Raw genomic sequence first — 21281 nt, forward strand, 5'->3', positions numbered from 1 at the left:
ATGTCGCCACCGTTATTTGCTTCAGTATAGCTTACCACGCGGAAAGCGCGCGGCTCCCCGCATGCTTGGACTATCAACTTCCAGACTGGATGCCGCCCGCCACTGTCTGCGGCTGATTATCGCGCTCGGCGTGAATCAGCGGCGCCTTGCCGGAAGTGACGTCCTTGACCGCCTGCTGGATGATCGCCGCCGGCGTGCCATCCACCTTGACGCCGCCGGCGCCGGTGTAGCTATTGGTCTGGATGTCGCTGCTTTCCACCTTGGCATCGCCCAGGCTCACCTTGCCGGCGCTGGATTTGATCTGGCCGCCGGTCAGTTCGGCCTTGCCGCCCACCGCCAGGTTGACGCCTTGGTCGCCGCTGATGGCGCTGACGCTGCCCACGCTATTGTCAGTCTTGACGCTGACGTCGATCACGCCCGATACCTGGGTGCCCTTGTCCTGCGGGTTCAGCAGCTTGTCTTTCAGGGTATTGCCGCCCTTGCGCAAGACGCTGTCGACCGCGCCGGACTTGGCCTCGCCGCTGGTCGGCTTCTCCGGCAGCGTCACGCTGCCGCCGTTGGCGTCCTTGCTGAAAGCCACCGGCTGGGTGGTGTCTTCCTTCAGGCCGTTCTTGAAGGCGAAGCTGTTGTACTTGTCTTCCACCTTGTCGGCCACGGTATTGACGGCCTCGGTCGCCTTGTCCTTCACCTTGCCGGACAGCGGGCCAGTCAGATTGGCCGCCTGATCCACCAGGCTGGGATCCTTGGCGTTGGAGCTGTTGACGTTCAGGCCAAGCTCCACATGGGTGCTGTTATTGCGGTCTTGCTGGCTTTGCACCACCACATTGCCGCCCACGCTGCCATCCACCTTGCCACCGGCGATATTGCCGCCCGCCAAGGTCAGCTGGCCGTCGGCCTTGACGTTGACTTGCTCGCCCTTCACCGTCGCGTTGGCGTTGATCAGCTTGTCTTGCTGGTCCACCTTGACGTTGAAGCCGCCATTCGCCTGGTAGGTCTTGGTGGCGCCGTCAGCCTTGGGCTGGCCGTTTTCCTTGGCCACCTTGTTGTCGCTGCCGCCGCCCAGATTGGCATTGGCGCTCCAATCATTCTTCTGGCTGCTGTTCTGCGCCGATTGCAGGCTGATGCCGCCGTTGTCCGCCGTCAGATTCACCGTTTTGCCGGCAAGCTGGCTGCCTTGCAGCGCAATGGCGTTGTTGCCGGTCCCGCCGGCATTGACGCTCAGCGCGCCGCCGCTGGTCAGCTGCGCGCCAGCCTGAGTGGCGCTGCTGTCGTTCTGGCTGGACAGCTGCACGCCGCCGCCTACATTAAAGCCCTTGGACGAAGCGTCCTTGCCGTTGCTGTTGCTGCCGCCGGCATTGACGTTGAAGCCCCAGCTGCTTCCGGTCTTGCTGTCGCTGCCGGTAGCCGCCTGCAGGCTGATCTTGCCGTCAGATTGCAGTTTGACGTCGCCGCCGCTGCTCAGGCTGCCGCCCTGCACGGTCAGGCCATTGCCCGAGCTCAAGGCGATGCCGCCTGCCGACTGCACCGAACCGGTCACTGCCTGGCTGCTGGCGGTTTGGCTTTGCTGGCTGTTCACCGCCAGATTGCCGCTGCCGCCCAGCTTGTTGCCGCCGTCTATCGGGCTGGTGCTGATGCTCAGGCCCGCCGAGCCGCCCACGGTGCGTTGCTGGCTGCTGCTGGTATTGTCGGCCTGGGTCAGCGCCAGCTTGCCGCCGGCTTGGATGGCCGCCTGGCCGCTGCCGCCATTGATGGCCACGCCCTGGTAGCTCGCGTCGTTGTTCACCTGGACGCTGACGCCGCTGACGGACTGGATCGAGCCGGTTACGGCATTGCTGGACGCGCTCTGGCTGCTGCTATAGCTGCCCTGGCCGCTGCCCTTGACGTTCACGTCTTCGCCGGTGGTGGTGTAGACGCGCACGGTGGCGCCGCCTTCGCTGGCCTGGCTGCTCTGGCTTTGGGTATTGGCCGCCGCCGTCATCTGATGGCTGTCGGCGCTGATATTCACCTGGCCTTGCGTGGCCTGGTATTGCGTCGCCTGATCCTTCAAGGCGCCGCTCGCGGCCACATTGATGGACGAACCGGCAATGCTGGTGGCCTGCGCCGTGCTGCTCTGGCTTTGCGACTGCGCGCTGCCGCCGGTCGCGCTGATGTCCACGCCGAGGTTGGCCGCGCCAAGATTGGCCGCCTGGCCGGCCGCGCCCGCCACGTCGCCCTTGGCCACGCTGCTTCCGGCGTTGACGATGGGACGGGTGATGCCGCTGTAATCGACATTGACGCCCACATCCACGCCCCAATGGCTGGAGGTCTGCTGGGTGGACTGCTGGTTGACCGCCGCCTGGTTGTCGACGTCGCCCGCGGCGATCGTCACCGCGCCGCCGGACTTGATCTGGCTGCCCTGGTTCTGCACCGCGCCCATGCCGTTGCCGGCGGTGATGTCCAGCTTGCCGCCGGTCTTCACTTCGGAAACTTGCGCCGTGCTGCCATCCGCCACCGTGCGGCTGCTGTTCTGGCCGAACTCCAGGCCGGCGCCGCTCTTGTCCAGGCCGCCGGTCAGATACAGGCCGCCGCCGCTGACGGTGGTGGAGCTATCGTTATGGCTGCTGTTCTGCACCGAGTTCAGGCTGACGCTCCGGCCGTTCAGGCTGGCGTCGCCGGCGCTTTCCAGCTTGGAGCCGGACAAGGTCAGATCATTGCCCGCCGCCAGCTTGACGCTGCCGCCCGACAATTGCGAACCGGTCTGGCCGGTCTGGTCCAGCTGTTGAGTGGCGCTGGTATGCTCCAGACGCACCCCGCCGCGGTACTGCTTGTCACCCGTCTCGGCGCCGACGCCGCGCCAGGCCAGCTGCGTATCCTGCGATTGATTATGCGTTTCCGCCGCCTGGCTGGTGGCCTTGATATCGCCCACCGCCTGGATGTTCAGCGCTTGGGCGGCCTTGACCAGGCTTCCGGTGATCGCCACATCACCAGCGGAAATCAGCTGTAGATCGGCGTCGGACTTCAGCGCCGAACCCACCGCGGTCTGCTGGCTGGTGCTGCCCTTGCTGGAGCTGCTGGTGATGTTGAAGGCGGTGCCGGTGCGCTGATCGGTGCGGGTCTGGCTCAGATCCAGCGCGCTGTCGATCACGATGCCGCCGGACTTGGCCATGCCGTACGCGCCTTGCGCGCCCTTGGCCTGGCTGCCGTTGATCGCCACGCCTTGGTCGCCGTTGATGAACAGCTTGCCGCCGGCATTGACCGCGCTGCCGGTGTTGACCGTGGCGTTGCTGCTATTGTTCTGGTTGCCGCCGCCGCCTATGCCGCCCCAATAGGTCTTGCCGTTTTGGGTGCTGCTGCTGTTGGCGCTGGACTGGGCAGCCAGCGTGGTCTTGCCCTGGGCGGACAAAATCGTGTCGCCGCCGGATTTCAGAATCGCCGCCTTGGCATCGATGTCGCCGCTGGCGGTGATGCCCAGCGCGCCGTCGGCGCGCAGTTGCGCCTGAACCAGCCGTTGCTGGCTGCTGCTATTGTTCCAGCTGCCGGTCTCCAGCGCCGCGCCGTCGTTCTTGCGATTGCCGACATCGCTGCTGCTGTCGGTTTCGGTCAGGGCGGACAGCTTTACCTGGCCAACCGCGTCCAGCTTGATCTGATTGCCCGCCTGCACGCTGGCGCCGGCGATGGCGATATCCCCGCCAGTGCTGGCGATGGCGGCATCGTGGCCGGCCTTGATCCGCGCCACCGATTGCTCTTGGGTGGCGGCGTTCTTGTCTTGATTGAAGGCCCAGGAATTTTTCCAGGCGTGGTCGCTGCTGCTGGTTTTGCTTTCCGCCAACTGGCCATCCAGATTCACGCTGGCGGCTTTGACCGTCACATCCTGGCCCTGGATGTCGGCGGCGCCGACGTGGGCGTTGCCGCTGGCGGTCACCGATACGGCGTCGCCCTGCAAGGACGCGCGCTTGACGCTGGCGTCGGTCTTGCTGGAGCTGCTATTGCTTTCGCCGGTTTTCCAGATGAACCAGCTCTCGTCGTGCTTGCTGTCCTTGCCGGTTTCGCTGTCCACCCGGCCGCTGATGTCCACGCTCGCGCCGCTCAGCGCCAGCTGCTTGCCGTTCAGCTTGGCGGCCTGCACCGCCAGCGCGCCGGCAGAGTTGACCGTCAACTCGTCGCCGCCGGCTAAGTTGCCGCCTACGTTCACCCCGGCCCCGGCCGCAGTGCTGACGATATTGATGCGACCGGCCTGCATCGCGCCGAGGAAATAGCTGTCCAGATTGCCGACACCCTGCGGAGCCGCCGCGGTCGCCGTGATCTGGCCGCTGGCGTAATCGACGGTATTGAAGCCGGCGCGGACGCGGATGGCGTTGTCCGCCGTCACCGCGCCGCGGATGTCCAGCTTGGGCGCGATCAAGTCCAGCACCTGGACGCCGGACGCGCCGGAGCCGGCCACGCTCAGCGCGTTGCCGTTATTGGCGGCTTGCAGGGAGGCGATGGCGCCGTTCTGCAAATTGGCGTTGCCGACAACCAGCGAAGCGCGCGGGATGTTGATGAAGCCGCAGCCATTGCAAGCGATGCCGTTGGGGTTGGCCAGCACATAATCGGCGGCCTTGCCGAACACTTCCTGCTTGCCCAGCAGCAAGGAGGGATTGCGGCTGACCACTTCATTGAGAATCACGCTGGCGGCCACGCCGTTCAGCTGGCCGTTGGCGCCGAGCTGGCCCGCCAGCACAGATTGGCCGGCTTGCAGGGCATTGTTGAACACCGCGCCCGGCTGATTGACGTTGAAATCCTGATATTGATTGTGCGATACGCCCGCCGCGCTCGGCGCGACGATGTTGACCACCTGGGCGCCGTTGCCCGCGGTGGAAACCTGCGGTTGCGCGCCTGCGCCGCCGGCCGCGGTGATGCCCGCAGCCAAAGCCGATTCCGCCAACACGAAAGCCAAAGTCAAGGCCGCGGCGATCTTGCCGCTGGCCGACAAGCCGAATTTTGTTGTTCTCATTTGTACCCCTCGTTACCCAATCACCTGCGCACCCACGCCGGCGCATCAATAAAACAAGTGTTTGGTTTGCAATCTAAAGTCTTTTTTAAATCAAATCAATTGAAATACAGATTTACAAAGCTGTGTCATTTTGTTTCGTCGGATTTACGCGACAAATCTTTCACCACTGCCAGCTAAAACGCGCGAGCAGGATGTGCCCCTCCGCCGGCCAGGCCGCCGGCTTGTACAAGGGCCGGCTGTAATCCAGGTCCAGCGTGAAGCCCCGCATGGAGAACGTCGCGCCCGCCGTCGCGCCGGCGATGTCCAGCCAAGCTTCCCGGCTATCGCTCTGCAACACCCGGCCGCCATCCAGCCCCAATCTCGGCGCGAGCGTCCAGCCGCCGAACTGCCAGCGCCGGGACAAGGTATTGCGCCAATACCAGCCGGTGTCGCCCGCCAGGCTGTTATTGCGAAACCCCCTCACCGCGCTGGCGTCGGCCGGGTCCAGCTTTTCCACGCCCGGCAGCGGGTTCCGGCTGCCCTGCCCGTTGAGGCTGCTTTGCCATTGATAGGGCCCGCCGGGCAGCGCCAGCGTCTGATACAGGTTGAGCCCCAGCTTCCACTTGGTGAATTGCGGCGTCGGCGCGCCGGGCTGCCGCGCATCCGGCGCGTCCGCGCCCAGCCAGCGCGTGCCGCGCTGCACCTCGGCCTCCCATTGCAGCAGACCCGCGGGCAACACTCTCATCTGCGACAACCCTGCCTCCAGCACCGTGAGATTGGGGCTGCTGATGCCCAGCTGCACATCCTGGAAATAATTGCGCACCCGCTTTTGCGTCAATTGCAGCTCGGCGCTGAGGATCTGCCCCTGATCCCGGGAGAGCACGCGGTCCAGCCGCATGCCGGTTTGCGAGGTATTGCCGGACAACTGCACACTGGAGGACGGCAGCTGCAAAGGGTTCAGATAGTCGGCGCGGCTGGCCATCAAGCTCATCGTCCAATAGCCGTAAGGCAAGGAGAAAAACAAGGATTCGCTGCGGCTGTGGCGGACCGCAGGGTTTTCAGTCGTGGATTGCGCCGACAGATTGAAAAAATCGGACCAGCCCAGCGCGTTATCGATGCCCAAAGAGGCGCCCGCCTGCATGCGGCCGGTCGATTCGCGCCCGGTATTGTCCAGCGACAGCGCGCCGGATATCCGGCTTTGCGGCAGATTATGCAATTGCAGGATGGAATCGCCGGCCGCCGCGCCCGGCAGCACATCCACAGTGACGCGATTGGAGCGCAGGCGGTTAGCCTGATCCAAACCCTGGTCCAGATCATGCACATTCAGCGGCTGCCCGATGAGGCCGGGAAACAGATTGGCCGTCCTCAAGCCCGCATCGTCGCTACGGACTTCCGCCACCCGCCCCTCCACCACGCGCAAGGTCAGCACGCCATCGGCGTCCGGCCCCTCCGCATGAACCCGCGCGGCGATATAGCCTTTCTCCACATACTTGGCCGTCAGGGCGCGGCTGAAGCGGTTAAGATCGCTCAGCTCCATGCACTGGCCTTGCGGCAGGCCAATCGCGCGGACCTCGTCCTGACTCAGCAATGCGATGCCTGCCAAACGAACGCCGCGGATGGGCAAACATCCATCTTGACCCGTCATCGCCGGCGACGTTTGCGCGGCAGGCGATCTGCCGCCGTCCATCTGCCGCATTTTCTGCTGGAGAATCAAGTCATCGAAACGCCGGCTATTATCCTGCATCAAACGTCTGGCATCGCCGCCGTCATCCAGCGGCCTATCCGGCGCCGCCGCAACCGGCTTGGCGCAGACCAGTGCCGCCCCCAGCAGCAACATCGACCTCCCCATACCCCCGCACTCCGCCGCAATACATAAAACCTAACAAATTAACCTATTTTTTAAAATCAATCAGCTAAAAACACCCGTCCCCATGCGCGGTCTGCGTCGCGCCGCCATGCCGGCCACGTATTTATACATATTTCATGCCCCTATCCCGCCACTATGCTTATAGAGTGTTTTCACATTTAACTGGAGCGCTCCCATGTGGTTTGCCGGCGACAAGATGATCAACCAACTGGAAAACGCAGCCGAGGCCGCGCTGCGCGGCGAATCCGCCCAATGGCGGATCCAGGGCAATGAGCGCTGGCGCGCGCTGGGCGAAAAGCTGTCGCGGGCATGGGAGCATCAGGACCGGCAGCTTTCGCAGGCCGATAGCGAAAAACAGGCGTCTGACCGCAACCTCAACCAATTGCAAGACCAGCTGCGGCGCGCCGAAACCCTGCTGGATCAACTGAATGTCCGTTTCGACCTGGTCAACCGCGCAGCCAGCGAAGGCTTGTGGGACATGTCGGTGATCGCCGGCGACCCGGTCAATCCGGACAATGTGTTCTGGTGGTCGCAAACCTTCCGCGCGCTGCTGGGTTTTTCCGACGAGCGCGATTTCCCCAATGTGCTGGGCAGTTGGGCCGGACGCCTGCATCCGGACGACAAACCCCGCGTGCTGGAGGCCTTCGCTTCCCACCTGAATGATCGCAGCGGCATGACGCCCTACGACATTGATTACCGCCTGCAATGCAAAAGCGGCGACTACCGCTGGTTCCGCGCCCGCGGCGCCACGCTGCGCAACGACAAGGGCGTGCCGATGCGCGTAGCGGGCTCGCTGGCCGACATCACCGAGCAAAGACAGCAAAACTTGCAGCTGGAACGGGCGATGACCCGCTTCGAACTGGGCAGCGCCATGATGGCGGAAGGCCTGTGGGACATGGAGGTGGACCCGGTCAATCCGGTCAGCGGCAACAACGCCTTCTGGTGGTCGCCGCAATTCCGCAGGCTGCTGGGCTTCGACAGCGAGCACGATTTCCCCAATGTGCTGGAGAGCTGGTCCAGCCGGCTGCACGCGGAAGACAAGCAGCGCGTGCTGGACGCGTTTTCCGCCCACTTGAACGACCGCAGCGGCCAAACCGTCTACGACCTGGAATACCGGCTGCAATGCAAGAACGGCGAATACCACTGGTTCCGCGCCCGCGGCCAGACCAAACGCAAACCGGACGGCTCGCCGCTGCGCGTAGTGGGCGCGCTGATAGACATCGACGCGGAAAAACGCTCCGAAGCGCTGAACAGCGAAAGCCAACAGCGGCAGCAGCTGGAGAAAAGCCTCAGCGAAATCGCCGCCATCGTCAGCACCATCCAGTCCATCGCCGATCAAACCAATCTCTTGGCGCTGAACGCCGCCATCGAAGCCGCCCGCGCCGGCGAAACAGGCCGCGGCTTCGCGGTGGTGGCCGATGAGGTGCGCAAGCTGGCCGAACGCACCCGCGACGCGACGCAACGGGTGGAAAAACTGGTGGTGCAACGCAGCTGAGCAACCGCCGCTCCGCATGGAAAAGCGACAAGCCCGGCGAAGATTCGCCGGGCTTGTCGCATGCTTCAACCTGCCGCGCAGGGATCAAACGTAGACGAAGTGCGCCCGCTTGACGTTGCACAGCGGCTCATAGCCAATGGTGCCGGCATTCGCCGCCACTTCGTTGACCGATACCGCCTCGCCCCACAGCTCCACTTCGCTGCCCATGCCCGCCTCCGGCAGATCGGTCAGATCCACCGTCAGCATATCCATAGACACCCGGCCGATCAGCTGGGAACGCTTTCCATCTATCAGCGCCGGGCTGCCGCTGGACGCCAGCCGCGGATAGCCGTCGGCATAGCCGCATGCCACCAGGCCGACGCGAGTCGGTCTGTGGGTGATGAAATTGTCGCCATAGCCTATCGGCTCGCCTATGCCCAGCTCGCGCACCCCGAACACCTTGCTGGAGAAACGCATCACCGGACGCAAAGCCTTGTCTTGCTCGAAACCGGCCGACAGCGGCGTCACGCCATACAGCGCGATGCCGACCCGCCCCCAATTGCGCTGCGCGCGGGGGTGGCACAGAATGCCCGCCGAATTGGCGACCGACTCGTCTCCCGCCGGCAAGCCGCGCGTGGCGGCGTCAAACATCTCCAGCTGCGAGAAAGTCATCGGCACATCCGGCTCGTCGGCGCGGGCGAAGTGGGTCATCTTGGTGATCTTGCCCGCCTTGCCGCTGGCTTCCAACCGGCGCCAGGCCGCCTGATAGTCCTGCGGCAGGAAGCCCTCGCGGTGCATGCCGGAGTCCATCATCAGCCAGATATTGAAGGGTTTGGACGGCTGCGCCGTCTCCACCATGGCCAATTGCCGCTCGCTGGCCACCGCCATCCACAAGTCCAGCTCATCCACAAGCTGCAGCTCTTCGGCTTCGAACACCCCTTCCAGCAGCAAAATGGGCTTGGCGATGCCGGCGGCGCGCAACTGTTGCGCCTCTTCCAGGCACGCTACCGCGAAGCCGTCGGCGATGTCGGCCAAGGCCTGGGCGCAGCGAACCGCGCCATGGCCATAGGCGTTGGCCTTCAGCACCGCCAGCGTTTTATCGCCGTGGGCGGCGCGGGCCAGCTCGTAGTTATGCCGCAGATTGTCCAGCTTGATTGTCGCGATCAGAGGGCGCATCGCATCAGATTCCTTGCACCGCCGGACGGTAAACCGGCACCACCAGCGTTTCGCCCTGCTTGGCGTAGCGCTGCATGGACAAGCCATCCACGCTGATTTCCGGCTTCACGCCGGTGATCAGGTCGGCCAGCACCTTGCCGGAGCCGGCGCACATGGTCCAGCCCAGCGTGCCGTGGCCGGTGTTCAGCGACAGATTGGCGAAGCGCGTGCCGCCGATAATCGGCGTGCCGTCCGGGGTCATCGGGCGCAGGCCGGTCCAGAACGAAGCCGCCGGAATGTCGCCGCCGTTCGGGTACAGATCGCCGACCACCATTTCCAGCGTTTCGCGGCGGCGCGGGTTCAGCTCCAGGTTGTAGCCGGACAGCTCGGCCATGCCGCCGACGCGGATGCGGTTGTCGAAGCGGGTGATCGCCACCTTGTAGGTTTCGTCCAGGATGGTGGAAGTCGGCGCGCCGGCCGAGTTGGTGATGGGCACGGTCAGCGAGTAGCCCTTGACCGGATACACCGGAATGTCGATGCCCAGCTCCTTCACCAGATCGCGCGAGTAGCTGCCCATCGCCACCACGTAATGGTCGGCCGTCAGCAATTCGCCGCCGACGCGCACGCCGGTGATGCGCTTGCCGTCGTGGCGAATGCCTTCCACCGTCACGCCGAAACGGAACTCCACGCCCTTGGCGCGGGCCAGATCCGCCAGGCGGCTGGTGAACAGATTGCAATCGCCGGTTTCATCGTTGGGCAGCTGCAGGCCGCCGGCCAGCTTGTGCTTGACCGCCGCCAGCGCCGGCTCGACGCGGGCGCAGCCGTCCGGGTCCAGCACATTGAAGTCCACGCCGCACTCGCGCAGCACGGCGATGTCCTTGGCCATGCCTTCCACCTGGGCCTGGCTGCGGAACAGCTGCAGCGTGCCGCCCTGGCGGCCTTCGTAGTTCAGGCCGGTTTCGGCGCGCAGCTCCTTGATCTTGTCGCGGCTGTACTCGGCCAGCCGCATCATGCGGCCCTTATTCACCGCATAGGCTTTTTCATTGCAGTTGGCCAGCATTTGGGCGATCCAACGCAGCTGGTACCAGCTGCCGTCCGGGCTGATGGCCAGCGGCGCGTGGCGCTGGAACATCCACTTGATCGCCTTTTGCGGAATGCCGGGCGCGGCCCAGGGCGCGGAGTAACCGGGGGATATCTGGCCGGCGTTGCCGAAGCTGGTTTCCAGCGCCACGCCGTCCTGGCGCTCCAGCACCGTCACCTGGCAGCCCGCCTTGGCCAAATACCACGCGGTGGACACGCCCAGAACGCCGCCACCCAGCACGATTACCTTCATTGTCTTCTCTCCGATTGTAGCCATACCGCTACGGCTAGTGATTTTCGCTAGTATATGAATTAGCTACTGGTTTTTTTCACTGAAATTGACCACAATCAACGGGTACTTTATAAAATTTTGACGTGCTAGCAGTGAAAATATGAAGACCATCACTACCACCGGCAAGACGCTGGACAAGATGGACCGCAAAATCCTGCGCATCCTGCAAAAGAACGGCCGCATCGCCATGACCGAGCTGGCCGAGAAGGTAGGCCTGTCCACCACGCCCTGCACCGAGCGGGTGCGGCGCATGGAGCGCGACGGCATCATCGAGGGCTATTACGCCCGCCTCAATCCGCACGCCGTCGGCGGCGCGCTGCTGGTTTTCGTCGAAATCAAGCTGGAGGCCAAATCCGGCAATATTTTCGACGCCTTCCGCCGCGAGATCATGAGCATTCCGGAAATCCTGGAATGCCACCTGGTGTCGGGCGATTTCGACTACCTGATCAAGGCGCGCATCGCCGACATGTCGATGTATCGCAAGCTGCTGGGCGACATCCTGCTGCAACTGCCGTCGGCCAAAGAGTCCAAAAGCTATGTCGTGATGGAGGAAGTGAAGGAAACGCTGTCCCTGCCCTTAAGCGACTGATCAGAATTCTTCTGGTGAAATTATTCTGATCAAAATCAAACCCGGCATCCTCCGTAAAACTTCGTATGATGGATTGAGCATGTCCCTGAACTGAGCACGGCGTCAGAAGAGACTGCCGCCGCGGCCCGATTCGACCATCAGCCCGGCAAAGACAAAATCTATCGCGGGAGGCAAAGATGGCGGGATGGTTCAACAAAGCGGACAAGACGGACGAACTGGAACAGACGCTGCACCAATTCCAATGCGTGCTGGACAATAGCGACAACCTGATCATGTTGTGCGACACCAGTCCGGACAATGCGATCTTCTACATGAACAAGACGGCGCGCGATGTCTTGAGCCAGCACCAGGCCGAGCTGAACCAGCGCTTCCGCTCCGGCGTCGACGTCAAGCAGGCGCAGGGAAAAACCATCCATCAGTTTCACCGCGACCCCTCGCATAACCGCAAGATCCTGGCCGACCTCGCCGCGCGGAAAATGCCCTTCCACAGCGCCATGATTCCCGTGGGCGGCATTGTGTTCATGACCAAGGTCTTCCCGATCTGGAGCAAGCAGGACAGCGGCAAACTGCTCTGCTTCATGGCCAGCTTCAAGGATGTAACGGCCGAAGAAACCGCGCGCCAGCTGAAAGAAGAACATGACAGCCGGCGCACCTTCCTGGAGAACCGCGTCAACGAGGTTTCTGAAAACATGCAGGCGATGAGCGCCACCATCGAGAACGTCGCGGTGCAGACCTCATCCGCCTCGCAATCCGCGGAACTGATGCTGAGCGAAAGCCGCAAAAGCGCGAAGATCGTCAATGAAACCAGTTCCGGGATGAAGTCGGTCGGCGAAATGGTGCGCGCCACCGCCGACAGCCTGGTCTCGCTGGGGCAGCGCTCGGAGACGATAGGCCGCATCATCAATGTGATCAAGGACATCGCCGATCAAACCAATCTGCTGGCGCTGAACGCCGCCATCGAGGCCGCGCGCGCCGGCGAAATGGGACGCGGTTTCGCCGTGGTGGCCGACGAAGTGCGCAAACTGGCCGAACGCACCACCAAGGCCACCCAAGAGATCAGCGACATGATCCACACCATACAGAGCGAGGTTCAGCAGAATGTCCAGGCCATTGAGAATGGCCGCGACAAGGTGGATTCCACCGAAAACGACTTCCTGCGGGCGGAAGAAGCGCTGACCGCCATCGTCCGGGAAGTCAACAATATGCGCGACTTCGTGGTGCAGATCGCCAATGCCGCCGAGGAGCAGGCCGCCACCTCGCAGGACATTGCCGACAAACTGACCGAGATCGCCCGCGGCCAGTAGCCGCGAAGGCTGGCGCGAGCCGGCGGCTTCCGTTATCTTGGCGTTTTCAGTCAAGATCAGGACCGTCCATGAGCCTGGAATCCGTCCGCGAATTCTTCGCCCTGCGCCAACTCGACATCGCCATCATCGAGCTGGGCGTCAGCACCGCCACGGTGGCGGAAGCCGCCGCGGCGCATGGCGTGGAGCCTGGCCGCATCGCCAAGACGCTGGCCTTCCGCCTGTCCGACAGCCGCGAGGTGATCCTGGTGGCCCGCGGCGACGCCCGCATCGACAACCGCAAATTCAAAGACACTTTCGGCAAAGGCAGGATGCTGCCGCCGGATGAGGTGGAGGCCATCACCGGCCACCCTGTCGGCGGCGTCTGCCCTTTCGGCCTGGCCAATGAACTGCCCATCTACCTGGATGTTTCCCTGCAAGGCTTCGATGAGATCCTGCCCGCCGCCGGCGCCACCCACAGCGCGGTGAGAATCAAGCCGCTGCAACTGCGCGAAGTCACCGGCGGCGTCTGGGTGGATGTCTGCCAGGACTTCGCCTAGGCCGCCTCAGGCCGAAAAGGCCAATAGCCGCTTAGGCTGCAGCTTGATGCCCACCCGCTCGCCCACGGCCAGCGGGTGCTCGTAGCTCAACTCGGCCAGCAGCCGCCTGCCCGAGGGCAAGGCCAAGACGTAGTGGCAGACGCTGCCGCGCAGCATGCGCTCAAGCACCCGCGCCTGCAAGGCGCTGCGCGGCTCCAGCTTCACCTCGTCAGGCCGCAGCAACACCTCCACCTCTGCGCCGGGCCGGAATGGCAACCCGCTCTCGCTGCGCAACGCTCCGGTCTCCAGCATCACGCTGCCGTCGTCGCCCGCCCTGCCAGGCAAGAAAGCGCCCTGGCCGATGAACCCGGCCACATAGCGGCTGGCCGGCGAACGGTACAATGCCTCCGGCGCGTCCCATTGCTGCAAGCGGCCGCCATGCATCACGCCCACCGTGTCGGCAAAGGCGAAGGCTTCGTGCTGATCATGCGTCACCATCAGCGCGGCGATGCCCAGCCGCTTCAGCACATCCCTCACCTCGCGCGCCAAGCGTTCCCGCAGTTCGGCATCCAGATTGGAAAACGGTTCGTCCAGCGCCAGCAGGCGCGGCCTTGGCGCCAGGGCGCGCGCCAAGGCCACCCGCTGCTGCTGCCCGCCGGACAGCTGATGCGGATAACGCCCGGCCTCCTCGCCCAAGCCCACCAGCGCCAAGGCTTCCGACACGCGCTCGCGACGGCCGGCCCGGCTCAAGGCGGACAGCCCGAAAGCCACATTCTCCGCCGCCGTCAGATGAGGAAACAGCGCGTGATCCTGAAACACCATGCCTACCCTGCGGCGATGCGCCGGCACTTTGACGCCCTCGCCCGCCATCGTTTCCCCGCCCAAGCGGATGGCGCCCGCGGACGGGGTTTCGAAACCGGCGATGCAACGCAGCGCGCTGGTTTTGCCGCAGCCGGACGCGCCCAGCAAGCAGGCGATCTCGCCCGGCGCCAGCGAGAAGCTCATGCCGGCAAGCACTGGGCGACCGGCGTAGTCCAGACTCACGCTGTCGAATTCAAGCAGTTTTTCCATATCAGGCTCCGGTTTTCCGCCGCGACAACAGCAGCACAGGCAACAGGCCGGCCAGCACGATGGCCGCCGACGGCAAGGCCGCGCGCTGCCACTCGCCCTCGGTTGTCAGATTGAAAATGCGCACCGCCAGCGTGTCCCAGCCGAACGGCCGCGTCATCAGCGTGATCGGCATCTCCTTCATCACATCGATGAACACCATCAGCATCGCCGTGGCCATGCCGCCACGCAGCAAGGGCAGGTGCAGCCGCCACGCCAGCCGCCAGCCGCTGACGCCCAGGCTCTGCGCCGCCTCTTCCTGGCTGCGGCCGATGCGCTGCATCGCCGCGTCCACCGCGGAATGGCCCACAGCGAGAAAGCGCGAGCAATACGCCAGCAGCATCACCAGCAAACTTCCTTTGAACACGGCCGTCGCGCCTGCCGGCAACCATCCCGCCGCATGCGCCAGCAGCCAGTTGTCCAAGGCCGCCACCGGCACGAACACGCCTACCGCCAACACGGTGCCTGGCACCGCGTAACCCAGCGTCGCCAACCTCGTCCACAGCCGACTGCCGGGGTCCCGCCGTCCGGCGAAGGCGAGCGCCATGGCCAGACTGGGCACCAGCGCGGCGGCAAGCGCGGCCAACAGCAGGGAGCTGCGCAAGGGCTCCAGCAAATCAGCCAGATCGCTTGCCGCTTGCTCGGCCGCCCAAACCAACACCAGCCCGAACGGCAGGATAAAAGCCAGCGACAAAACCAGCGCGCAGAAGGCGCAGGCCAGCCAGGCGCCCGCGCCGGACAATTTGACGCGCGGCAGCGGCGCCGCCCTGCCCGCCTCGCCATAGCCGCGGGCGCCGCGCGCTCTTTGCTCCAGCCACAGCAAGGCCAGCACCAGCAATACCAGCAAGGAGGCCAGCTGCTTGGCCGCCGGCAAGGAGAACAAACTGAACCAGGCCTTGTAGATGGCCGATGTGAAGGCGTCGTAATTGAAGATGGCCACCGCGCCGAAATCCGCCAGCGTCTCCATCAGCGCCAGGCTCAAACCGGCGATGATCCACGGCCTGGCCATAGGCAGCGCCACTCGGAAAAAACCGGCCAGCGGCGACAAGCCCAACGATTGCCCCACCTCCAGCGCGCGCCTGCCCATGGAGGAAAAAGCGTCGCGCGCCAATAAATAGACATAGGGATAAAACGCCAGCGACAGCACCGTCACCACGCCCGCAGCGGAGCGGATGTCCGGCACCCAGGAAGAATCGCCAAAAGCCTCTCGCAAAGCGGTTTGCAAGGGTCCGGTGAATTCGAACAGGCCCAGTTGGGCGAAGGCCATCACATAGGCCGGCATCGCCAGCGGCAACATCAGCGCCCAGGCGAACAAGCGCCGCCCCGGGAAGTCATGGACAGCGGTCAGCCAGGCCAGCGGCACGCCCAGCAACAGCACGCCGCCGCCGACGCCCAGCAACAGAATGGCGGTATTGCGCCACAGCTCGGGCAGCGCGTGCTCGGCCAGATGGCGCCAGACATCGACATCCGGCTGCAGCGCGCCCTGCGCGATGACGGCCAGCGGAATCAAGGTCAGCAGGCTGATCAAGGCCGCCGCCGCGCGCCAGCGGAAAAGGGAAGCGAACATAAGAAACATCCAACGACAACGGCCCGCCGCGATGAAGCCCGGCGAGCCGTTGAGAGGCAAGAAAGGCGGCCGGACTTACTTGTAGCCCATGCGGTCCATCAGTTTCACCGCCTCGGCCTGGCGCGCGCCGGCGTTGGAGACATTGATGTAGTTGTGCTTGAAATCGCCCCAGGCGGCGACCTTGGCATCCGGCTTCACCTTGGGATTGACCGGGAACTCCATATTGACGTCGGCGAACAGGTTTTGCGCCTTTTCCGAGCTCAGCCACTCCAGGAACTTCACCGCGCCCTTTTCGTTCTTGGCGTAGCGCGCCACGCCGGCGCCGGAGATATTGACGTGGGTTCCCTTGCCCGCCTGATCAGCCCAGAAAATGCCGAGCGGCAGCTTGGGCGACTTCTCCATCAGCCTTCCGTAGTAATAGGTATTGGCGATGCCCACCTCGCACTGTCCGGCGGCGATCGCCTCCAGCATCTTGGTGTCGTCCGGGAATACCGCCGTTGCCAGATTGCCGACCCAGCCCTTGACCACCTGCTCGGTCTTGGCCGGGCCCATGTCCGCCAGCATCATCGCCACCAGCGACTGGTTGTACACTTTCTTGGAGGTGCGCAGGCAGAGCTTGCCCTTCCACTTCGGATCCGCCAGGTCGGCATAGCTGGATAATTGGCCCGGCTTCACTTTCTGCGTGTTGTAGAAGAGCGTGCGGGCGCGGATGGACAGGCCATACCATTGATGATTGGGGTCGCGCAGATGCGCCGGGATGTTGGCATCCAGCGTCGGGGACTTGACGGCCCGCAGCAAACCCAGCTTTTCCGCCTGCCACAAATTGCCCGCATCCACGGTCAGCAGCAGATCGGCCGGGCTATTCGCGCCCTCGGCGCGCATGCGCTCCATCAAGGGGCCTTCCTTGTCCGACACCAGTTTCACCGTGACGCCGGTCTCTTTCTTGTAGGTGTCGATCAGCGGCTTCACCAATTGCTCGGCGCGCGCGCTGTAAACCACGACTTCTTCGGCCTGCGCCATGCCGGCCAGCGCCGACAGCGCGGCGGCGAACATCAGTTGCTGTTTCAAGGCGTATCCCCTCTGTCTATTTGAATAGCGGCTTCGGGGTGCACCCTAGCATTCCATGCTAATGCGAATCAATTCTATTTTGTGAACAGCTTCCTTACAAATTGCCGCCCCAAAATAGAAAATGGCGGCCCGGCGGCCGCCATTCATCGATAGGCTCAACGCGCTTGCGAGAAGCGGACGAAGTCGCCGTCCGACACCGGCGCGGTCGCGCCCTGCGCCACGCCTATGGAGAAGTTCGGCTGCACCTGTATCAGCGTCACATCGCCATTCAGGCTTTCCGGCATGCCCAGCGCGCGGCCGGAAATCAGGTCGCGCACCGGCTGGCCCGTCGAGCGTTTGTACAGCAGCAGCTTGTCGCCCACCGCCATGCCGTCCAGCAAGCCGGCATTGATATAGATGCGCTTGCCCTCTTGCTTGACGATGCGCGCGGAGAAGGGAATGCAGGAAATGACGTCATCCACTCGCGTGGCGGCCTTGTTCAGCAATTGATTGATCAACTTGCCGTAGTCCGTCATCCAGAAGGCCTCAGAGGCGAATGGCTTGGGCAGTTTGGGCACCACTTCGCCCTTGGCCTCGCCGCCGAAGCGTTCATTGGCCAACAGCGAACCGGTCAGGCCGTCGTAAATCCACACCTCGAAATCGAATTGGCGGCGAGTGGGCGCGTATTTGACGCCCATGCCGAACATGCCGGCGAAGGGGCCGTTATAGAACGCGCCCTGCTGGCTGGTATTGTTGGACTCGAAGAAAGATGGGCGCGGCTCCTTGTCGGTAATCGAACTGGACAATACCCGCCCCGCCACCACAAATTGCACATCCTCGCGCAAACCCAGCTGGCTGGCGATATCCCAGCCAGCGGCGGGCTCGGCCACCCTGCTATCGGCCAGCACGGAAATGGTATTGGCGTCGCGTACCATCAATTGGGCATTGCGCGACAAGCGCCGCGACAGCTCGGTCGGCAGCGCCGTCGCCAGATCGGACATGTCGGATGCCTCGGCCGGACGCGCCACATCGAAATACGTGGTGACCAGCCGGCGCCGCAGCGAGCGGCCAGGCGGAATCGCGCAAGCCGGGTCGCGGCGCTCCGCGCCTGCCTCGCTGCCGGTATCGACCTCGACCTTGACGTGGTAGAGCTTCCCTTGCTGAAACTCCTTGACCACCTTCATCGTCCCCTGGACCGGCGCGACCGGCCGCAGATTGCCGGACTCGCTCTGGCGGCCGTTTTGCAAAACCTGCACCGACTCCAGCGTCGCGCCCTGGCGGATGGAGATCAGTTGCAAAGCGTCGCGGATGGCCATCTCACGCGCCGTCACCGCGCCGTTGTCCAAGGGCGCCACGCCTTCGGCGGAGTAGATTTCCGCCATGGCCGGCGCCGATAAAACAAATGCCGCCACAAGGGCGGCAGCTGCCTGATGAATGCGCTTCATTTATTGGGTCACGTAGAAATTGTTGCTGTAGCGGTTAGGCGCCTGCATGGCGGCCGGCGCGGCCGTGGCCGGCACCACCTTGGTGGCGCCGCAATTGCCTTCCGGACACTGCGCGCCGACGGCGCCGGTTTCCTGCGCCGCGCGCATCACGCTGCCGGACTTGTCGAATACATTGCGGAACTGCTTGTAGAATTCCTGATCCAGCGTGATTTCAGCTATCGCCTCGCTGGTCCCGTCCGGCTTCATCGTAGTGGATACGATCACCACGCCGCGCAGATAGGCATCGACATAAGCGCGGAAGCTATCGCTGGTGGCGATCATGTTCGACACCGTGCTGTTGCCCACCAGGCGCATGCCCTGCACCTGTTCCGCTATCGAACGGAAAGCGTCCAGCCGCGCCGCCCGCATCGCCAGCAGCTTGCGCTGAGACGGCGTCAGGCTATTGGTATAAGGCGCCGCGCCGGTGCCGCTGACCCGCACGATGATGGGCTGGAAGGGATTGACCTCCTTGATCACCACCTTCACCTCTTCGCCGCTCGCGCCTTCGCTGCCGGAGCCAACATAGCCCACGCCGCTAGGCGTCATGCCCGACTCTCTCGCCGGCGAAGAACCCATGGACGGCGAAGAGTGCGGTTGCTGGGGCATCGAACAGGCGGACAAGGCCGCCGCCAGCAACACGGGCGCAAAACGGGACAGACAACGGGCAGTTTTCATGGCAGTTACCGATAGATATTGATGGAATGGTATGAACCATTCTCGCGACTCGTCAACCCGAACATCGGCCGCGCGCCATGAAACTTGAGATTTTTCCGGCATCGCCCTGCCCGTCACGCATGCGTCTGCTCGGCGCGGCTCATTTGCCGGGCGGAAGAAAAGCCCGCCGCCAAAGCCGCCTTTTCCTTGCCCCAGCCCGCGGTTTGCCATTGTCTGGCCAGCGCCAGCCGCAAGGCGCGATGGTAATCCAGCGCGGACACGCCAGCCTGCTCGCGGAACAAGCGGGTCAAATGGCGGGCGCTGACATGCACTCTATCGGCCAATTCCGCCAGGGGCCAATCGCGCACCGGATCGGAGCAGATCAAATCCTGCGCCCGATGCAAGGCCGGGTGCAGATGGTTGCGCCAGGCCAGCCATGGCGACAACTCCGGGTCTTGCGGCGAGCGGCGGAAATACACCACCATCTCGCGCGCTACCGAGCGGGCGATGGCCGGATCGAAACGCTCGCCTATCAAATGCAGGGCCAGATCGATGCCGGCGGTGATGCCGGCGCTGCTGTAACGGCCGCCATCCTGCACGAACACGCGGTTTTCCAGCACTCTGGCGGCAGGCGCCAAGTCCCGCAAGCGGGAAATCAAGGTATGGTGGCTGGTGCAAGCGCGGTCATCGAACAAACCGGCCTCGGCCAACAGCAAGCTGCCGGAGCATACGCCAGCCCAGCTCAAATCAGACCGCGCCTTGAAGCCCGCCAGCCAGGAGACCACGCGGCGGGCGTCCGGCTTGGCGTAGGCGATGGCGGACGGCGTAGATCCCGGCGCCACCACCAGACAGCCGACGGGCAGATCGTCCGGCAAGGGCTCGACTCGCGCCAGCGCCAGTCCCAAAGAAGTGCCGGCCTCCGCTGCCGGCCCTATAAATCGCAGCTTAAGCGGCGCGCCGAACTCCGCGGCCAAACGGAACGCCTCCGCCGGTCCGGCCAGATCCAGCAACAACACGTCCGGCGGCAGGACAAAACACACCTCAAGCACGGCTGGCCACCAAGGCGCGCCAGCCTGAAACCAGCCGCCCGCCAAACACCGACGCCGCCAAACCGGCCATCAGCATGCCGCTGCCGGCCATCTGCGCCAGGCTCAGGCTTTCGCCCAGCAATAAATGGGAGGCGATCAAGCCCACCACCGGCACCAGCAAGGAAAACGGCGCCACCTTGCCGGCCGCGTGGCGGGTCAGCAAGCGGCTCCACAAGCCATAGCCGAACATCGACGCCACCACCGCCAGATAGACCACCGCGAACAGCGATTGCGGATTGAAGCCGCGCAAGGCGGCCAGAATCTGCTCGCCGCCTTCCAATTGCCAGGACAGCAGCAGAAATGGGATAGGCGGAATCAAGCTCGACCAGATCACCAAGCCCAGCGGCGCGACACGGTATCCGGCCCGCCCCATGGCGCGCACCACCACATTGGACGCCGCCCAGCTGGACGCGCCGGCGATGGTCAGGCCAAAGCCCAGCGCTGTCATGCCGCCGCCCTTGCCGGCGCCGATCAGCGCCAGTCCCAGCAAGGCCAAGGCCGCGCCTATCAGCTGGCTGCGCTGCCAGCGCTCATCCAGAAACACGCGGGCGAACAACAGGGTGAAGAACGCTTGCGACTGCAGCACCACCGAGGCCAAACCCGCCGGCATGCCCAGCTTGATGGCGGTGAACAGGCAGCCGAACTGGCCCACGCCCACCGTCAAGCCATACAAGGCCAGATAGCGCCAGGGCAAGGCCGGCCGCTTGATGAAAAACACCGCCGGGAAAGCCACCAGGCTGAAACGCAGCGCGCCCAGCAGCAAAGGCGGCACCCCGGCCACGCCCCACTTGATCACCACGAAATTGACGCCCCAGGCCACCACGATGGCCAGCGCCTGGATCACGTCAATCAGCGGCATGGCTCGCCCCCGGCCACAATACCGGCTGCGCCACGATCACCCTTTCTCCGTTGAAGGTGGCGGCCGGCGAACCATGCAGCCGATAGCCCAGCGCCAGCGCTTCGCTGACGCGGCGGCAAAATGCCGCGTCGTCGGGTCCGGTCAGCAGGCGATAGACGGGCAAGCCCTCCGGCGGCGAAAGACTGAATGGCTGGGACATGGCAATTCCTTATTGAAATAAACAGGGGTCGAAGCACACCTTATGCCAT

At 64.1% G+C, this 21281-nt stretch carries 16 protein-coding genes; 4 read left to right on the forward strand and 12 right to left on the reverse strand.

All coding sequences use genetic code 11. The annotated features are described in order from the left end of the window. Nucleotides 1-73: 73 nt before the first annotated feature. Both NKT35_RS21925 and NKT35_RS21930 read right to left on the reverse strand, forming a co-directional pair. Nucleotides 74-4972, reverse strand: a complete 4899-nt coding sequence (locus tag NKT35_RS21925; protein WP_254297288.1) for a hemagglutinin repeat-containing protein — start codon at nt 4970-4972, stop codon at nt 74-76. Between the two features lie 160 nt (nt 4973-5132). Beyond that, complete coding sequence (locus NKT35_RS21930) at nt 5133-6788, reverse strand: ShlB/FhaC/HecB family hemolysin secretion/activation protein (protein WP_254297290.1); 1656 nt, start codon at nt 6786-6788, stop codon at nt 5133-5135. 205 nt (nt 6789-6993) lie between these two features. Here NKT35_RS21930 and NKT35_RS24125 point away from each other — a divergent pair, with 205 nt between their 5' ends. Then, nucleotides 6994-8313, forward strand: coding sequence for a methyl-accepting chemotaxis protein (locus NKT35_RS24125; protein ID WP_305883444.1), 1320 nt, complete (start codon nt 6994-6996; stop codon nt 8311-8313). A gap of 84 nt (nt 8314-8397) precedes the next feature. On the opposite strand, the gene alr is transcribed toward NKT35_RS24125, so the two are convergent. Both alr and NKT35_RS21950 read right to left on the reverse strand, forming a co-directional pair. After that, nucleotides 8398-9468 (reverse strand): alanine racemase, encoded by a 1071-nt coding sequence (gene alr, locus NKT35_RS21945; RefSeq protein ID WP_254297292.1) that lies wholly within the window; start codon nt 9466-9468, stop codon nt 8398-8400. Nucleotides 9469-9472: 4 nt separating this feature from the next. After that, a complete protein-coding gene (locus tag NKT35_RS21950) occupies nt 9473-10780 on the reverse strand; it encodes a D-amino acid dehydrogenase (protein WP_254297294.1) in 1308 nt (435 codons plus the stop codon). Between the two features lie 139 nt (nt 10781-10919). Between NKT35_RS21950 and NKT35_RS21955 the strand changes: the two genes are divergently transcribed. The 3 genes from NKT35_RS21955 to NKT35_RS21965 all read left to right on the forward strand — a co-directional run bounded on the left by NKT35_RS21955 (nt 10920) and on the right by NKT35_RS21965 (nt 13248). After that, complete coding sequence (locus NKT35_RS21955) at nt 10920-11408, forward strand: Lrp/AsnC ligand binding domain-containing protein (RefSeq protein WP_254297295.1); 489 nt, start codon at nt 10920-10922, stop codon at nt 11406-11408. A gap of 176 nt (nt 11409-11584) precedes the next feature. Next, nucleotides 11585-12712 (forward strand): methyl-accepting chemotaxis protein, encoded by a 1128-nt coding sequence (locus tag NKT35_RS21960; protein WP_254297298.1) that lies wholly within the window; start codon nt 11585-11587, stop codon nt 12710-12712. Between the two features lie 68 nt (nt 12713-12780). Next, nucleotides 12781-13248 (forward strand): YbaK/EbsC family protein, encoded by a 468-nt coding sequence (locus tag NKT35_RS21965; protein ID WP_254297300.1) that lies wholly within the window; start codon nt 12781-12783, stop codon nt 13246-13248. Between the two features lie 6 nt (nt 13249-13254). Here the strand turns inward: NKT35_RS21965 and NKT35_RS21970 are convergent, their stop codons facing one another. The 8 genes from NKT35_RS21970 to NKT35_RS22005 form a co-directional block, all read right to left on the reverse strand. Beyond that, nucleotides 13255-14298 carry an ABC transporter ATP-binding protein gene (locus tag NKT35_RS21970; RefSeq protein WP_254297302.1) on the reverse strand — a complete coding sequence of 348 codons (1044 nt, stop codon included), beginning with the start codon at nt 14296-14298 and terminating at the stop codon, nt 13255-13257. A gap of 1 nt (nt 14299) precedes the next feature. Then, nucleotides 14300-15901, reverse strand: a complete 1602-nt coding sequence (locus tag NKT35_RS21975) for an ABC transporter permease (protein WP_254297304.1) — start codon at nt 15899-15901, stop codon at nt 14300-14302. A 75-nt stretch (nt 15902-15976) separates the two neighbouring features. Next, complete coding sequence (locus NKT35_RS21980; RefSeq protein WP_254297306.1) at nt 15977-16969, reverse strand: extracellular solute-binding protein; 993 nt, start codon at nt 16967-16969, stop codon at nt 15977-15979. Nucleotides 16970-17124: 155 nt separating this feature from the next. Continuing rightward, a complete protein-coding gene (locus NKT35_RS21985; protein ID WP_254297308.1) occupies nt 17125-18330 on the reverse strand; it encodes a flagellar assembly protein T N-terminal domain-containing protein in 1206 nt (401 codons plus the stop codon). Between the two features lie 63 nt (nt 18331-18393). Beyond that, nucleotides 18394-19107, reverse strand: coding sequence for an LPP20 family lipoprotein (locus tag NKT35_RS21990; protein ID WP_254297310.1), 714 nt, complete (start codon nt 19105-19107; stop codon nt 18394-18396). 113 nt (nt 19108-19220) lie between these two features. After that, on the reverse strand, nt 19221-20135 hold the full coding sequence (locus NKT35_RS21995; protein WP_254297312.1) for a GlxA family transcriptional regulator: 915 nt from the start codon (nt 20133-20135) through the stop codon (nt 19221-19223). Continuing rightward, the gene (locus NKT35_RS22000) at nt 20128-21033 is read right to left on the reverse strand and encodes an EamA family transporter (protein ID WP_254297314.1); all 906 of its coding nucleotides are present in this window, start codon (nt 21031-21033) and stop codon (nt 20128-20130) included. The genes NKT35_RS21995 and NKT35_RS22000 overlap by 8 nt, the downstream gene beginning before the upstream one ends. Beyond that, complete coding sequence (locus NKT35_RS22005; RefSeq protein WP_254297316.1) at nt 21020-21232, reverse strand: DUF1737 domain-containing protein; 213 nt, start codon at nt 21230-21232, stop codon at nt 21020-21022. The genes NKT35_RS22000 and NKT35_RS22005 overlap by 14 nt, the downstream gene beginning before the upstream one ends. Nucleotides 21233-21281 lie beyond the last annotated feature (49 nt).

The organism is Chromobacterium sp. IIBBL 290-4, from assembly GCF_024207115.1.
GTDB lineage: Bacteria > Pseudomonadota > Gammaproteobacteria > Burkholderiales > Chromobacteriaceae > Chromobacterium.

Coding starts and splice junctions, on each gene's coding strand:
- NKT35_RS21925 (WP_254297288.1), bottom strand. CDS start 4,972: ATGAGAACAACAAAATTCGGCTTGTCGGCCAGCGGCAAGATCGCCGCG.
- NKT35_RS21930 (WP_254297290.1), bottom strand. CDS start 6,788: ATGTTGCTGCTGGGGGCGGCACTGGTCTGCGCCAAGCCGGTTGCGGCG.
- NKT35_RS24125 (WP_305883444.1), top strand. CDS start 6,994: ATGTGGTTTGCCGGCGACAAGATGATCAACCAACTGGAAAACGCAGCC.
- alr (WP_254297292.1), bottom strand. CDS start 9,468: ATGCGCCCTCTGATCGCGACAATCAAGCTGGACAATCTGCGGCATAAC.
- NKT35_RS21950 (WP_254297294.1), bottom strand. CDS start 10,780: ATGAAGGTAATCGTGCTGGGTGGCGGCGTTCTGGGCGTGTCCACCGCG.
- NKT35_RS21955 (WP_254297295.1), top strand. CDS start 10,920: ATGAAGACCATCACTACCACCGGCAAGACGCTGGACAAGATGGACCGC.
- NKT35_RS21960 (WP_254297298.1), top strand. CDS start 11,585: ATGGCGGGATGGTTCAACAAAGCGGACAAGACGGACGAACTGGAACAG.
- NKT35_RS21965 (WP_254297300.1), top strand. CDS start 12,781: ATGAGCCTGGAATCCGTCCGCGAATTCTTCGCCCTGCGCCAACTCGAC.
- NKT35_RS21970 (WP_254297302.1), bottom strand. CDS start 14,298: ATGGAAAAACTGCTTGAATTCGACAGCGTGAGTCTGGACTACGCCGGT.
- NKT35_RS21975 (WP_254297304.1), bottom strand. CDS start 15,901: ATGTTCGCTTCCCTTTTCCGCTGGCGCGCGGCGGCGGCCTTGATCAGC.
- NKT35_RS21985 (WP_254297308.1), bottom strand. CDS start 18,330: ATGGCGGAAATCTACTCCGCCGAAGGCGTGGCGCCCTTGGACAACGGC.
- NKT35_RS21990 (WP_254297310.1), bottom strand. CDS start 19,107: ATGAAAACTGCCCGTTGTCTGTCCCGTTTTGCGCCCGTGTTGCTGGCG.
- NKT35_RS22000 (WP_254297314.1), bottom strand. CDS start 21,033: ATGCCGCTGATTGACGTGATCCAGGCGCTGGCCATCGTGGTGGCCTGG.
- NKT35_RS22005 (WP_254297316.1), bottom strand. CDS start 21,232: ATGTCCCAGCCATTCAGTCTTTCGCCGCCGGAGGGCTTGCCCGTCTAT.